This window comes from Streptomyces sp. NPDC059037 (genome assembly GCF_042740015.1).
GTDB lineage: Bacteria > Actinomycetota > Actinomycetes > Streptomycetales > Streptomycetaceae > Streptomyces.
Genome location: NZ_JBHYIG010000299.1, coordinates 9455 through 11808 on the forward strand (window position 1 = coordinate 9455; position 2354 = coordinate 11808).

Annotated in this window: 2 protein-coding genes and 2 pseudogenes; 3 read left to right on the plus strand and 1 reads right to left on the minus strand. The window is 69.5% G+C overall.

The window, feature by feature from the left end:
• From ACFWY6_RS38530 to ACFWY6_RS38540, 3 genes and pseudogenes are all read left to right on the plus strand, one after another.
• Positions 1-366: amino acid ABC transporter ATP-binding protein (locus ACFWY6_RS38530; protein ID WP_384700568.1), on the plus strand; the 366-nt coding region annotated here is incomplete at its 5' end.
• Between the two features lie 40 nt (positions 367-406).
• The gene (locus tag ACFWY6_RS38535; protein ID WP_384700570.1) at positions 407-1384 is read left to right on the plus strand and encodes an ABC transporter substrate-binding protein; all 978 of its coding nucleotides are present in this window, start codon (positions 407-409) and stop codon (positions 1382-1384) included.
• Between the two features lie 95 nt (positions 1385-1479).
• Positions 1480-2265: pseudogene (locus ACFWY6_RS38540) on the plus strand (LLM class flavin-dependent oxidoreductase); the annotation flags it as partial.
• Between the two features lie 41 nt (positions 2266-2306).
• Here the strand turns inward: ACFWY6_RS38540 and ACFWY6_RS38545 are convergent.
• Positions 2307-2351, minus strand: a pseudogene (locus ACFWY6_RS38545) (hypothetical protein); the annotation flags it as partial.
• Positions 2352-2354 lie beyond the last annotated feature (3 nt).

Sequence of the window (2354 nt, forward strand, 5' to 3'; positions counted from 1 at the left end):
CTGCTCGCCCGGGTCGGGCTCGCCGACAAGGCGGACGCCTACCCCAAGCAGCTCTCCGGCGGACAGCAGCAGCGCGTCGCCATCGCCCGCGCGCTCGCCGTCGAGCCGAAACTGCTGCTCTTCGACGAGCCGACGTCCGCGCTCGACCCCGAGCTGGTGGGTGAAGTCCTCGACGTCATCAAGGACTTGGCGAGCCAGGGCACCACGATGATCGTCGTCACCCATGAGATCGGCTTCGCGCGCGAGGTCGCCGACACGGTCGTCTTCATGGACGACGGACTCGTCGTCGAGCAGGGCGCTCCCGGCGACGTACTCGACAGGCCGCGGCACGACCGCACCCGCGCGTTTCTTTCCAAGGTTCTCTAGCCCAGGTTCTCTAGCCCAGGTTCTTTTCAGGAGCTTCCGTATGTTTTCCCTTTCCCGACGCGCCCTCTCCGCCTCCGTCGCCGCACTGGCCATCGCGCCGCTGCTCGGCGCCTGCGGCGGGGACAGCGACGCCGCGACCGGCGGCGGCAAGCCCGGCACCAAGAAGGTCGGCGACATCAACATCGGGCCCGACCAGAACCGCGTACGCGGCAAGAAGGTCGACGCGATAGCCGAGCTCGTACCCGAAGAGGTGCGCAGGCGCGGCACGTTGCGGCTCGGCGGCGGCGCCGACTCGACCGCACCGCTCGGCTTCTACGCCACCGACGACAAGACCCGCATCGGCTCCGAGGTCGACATCGCGATCCTGGTCGCCGACACGCTCGGCCTGAAGCCGAAGTTCGAGCAGGTGTCCTGGGAGAACCTCTTCGTCGGCCTGGACAGCGGGAAGTTCGACGGGGTCTTCGGCAATGTCACGGTGACCGAGGAGCGCAAGCAGAAGTACGACTTCGCGACGTACCGCCTCGACAATATTGCCTTCGAGGCGCGTGAGGACGCCGACTGGACGGTGAGGAAGCCTGCGGACGTGGCGGGGAAGACGATCGCCGTCTCTTCTGGCACCAACCAGGAGAAGATCCTTGTCGACTGGAGCAAGGGGAACGAGAAGGCCGGGCGTGAGCCGGTGGACATCAAGTACTTCCAGAAGGACTCCGACTATTACCTGGCCCTCCAGTCGGGGCGTATCGACGCGTATCTCGGGCCCAATCCTTCGGCGGCGTATCACGTGGCTTCTGCTGGTCAGACGAAGATCGTCGGCACGGTTTCTGGCGGGGGCGCCTTGGTTCAGGGGGAGATCGCCGCCACTACGAAGCGGGGGAGTGGGCTTGTTGATGCGTATGCCGCGGCGCTGAATTTCTTGATCAAGGACGGGAGTTATGGGGAGGTTCTGAAGCGGTGGGGGCTTTCCAGTGAGGCCGTGCGGAAGTCGCGGATCAATCCGCCGGGGTTGCCCAAGCCGTAGCCGTTTTCAGCTGCGGGTGCGTTGTGGTTGCTCGCGCAGTTCCCCGCGCCCCTTCGGGGGCGCTGCTCCTCCCCCCGTCTAGAAAGGTCTGGTCAATGACCCTTCACCTTGCCGTTGCCATAGATCATCCAGGGGCCTACGAAGCCGCCCCCTACGCCGAGTCGGCTCTGCTCGCCGAGCGTGGGCTGCTCGACTTTGTGACGCTCGGGGACTCCTTCGGGCGGCCGGGGGCCGATGCGCTTGCCGTGCTTGCGCGGGTCGCGCCCGGCACCGCGCGGATCGGGCTCGTCCCCACGGTGACGACCACGCACACCGAGCCGTTCCATGTGCAGGCGGCCGTGGCGACCCTGGACTGGGTCAGCCACGGGCGGGCCGGCTGGGCGGTCGACGTGTCGGACAGCGAGGCGGAGGCCCGGCTCTTCGGGCGGCGGCATGCCGCGCCGCGCGGAGAGCTGTGGAGCGAGGCCGGTGAAGTCGCCGATGTGGCCCGGCGGTTGTGGGACAGCTGGGAGGACGACGCCGAGATACGGGACGTGGCCACCGGCCGCTTCATCGACCGGGACAAGCTGCACTACGTCGACTTCGAGGGAAGCACCTTCTCCGTCCGGGGTCCCTCCATCGTGCCCCGCCCGCCGCAGGGCCACCCGGTGACCGTCGTCGACGCCACCGCCCCGCACGCCCGCGACACCGCCGCGCGGTACGCGGACGTCGCCCTTGTCCGTGTCGCCGGACTCCCCGCAGCGGAGGCCGCGCGTGCCGAACTGCGGGCGGCCGCCGCCGGGTTCGGGCGCGACCCGGACGCGCTGAAGGTCCTCGCCGACCTCACCGTGGACCTCGGCGACGGCGAGGCCGTGGGGGGGGCCCCCCCCCACACAACCACGCGCCCCGCCCGCCCGGCCGCCGCGCGCGCCGCGCCCCGCTGCGCGTCGCGGAAGTACGCGGGCACGGTGATCACGGCGTGCGTCACCTG

What these genes read in the sequence shown, in the direction of transcription:
- ACFWY6_RS38535 (WP_384700570.1), top strand. Translation starts at nt 407, where the DNA reads ATGTTTTCCCTTTCCCGACGCGCCCTCTCCGCCTCCGTCGCCGCACTG.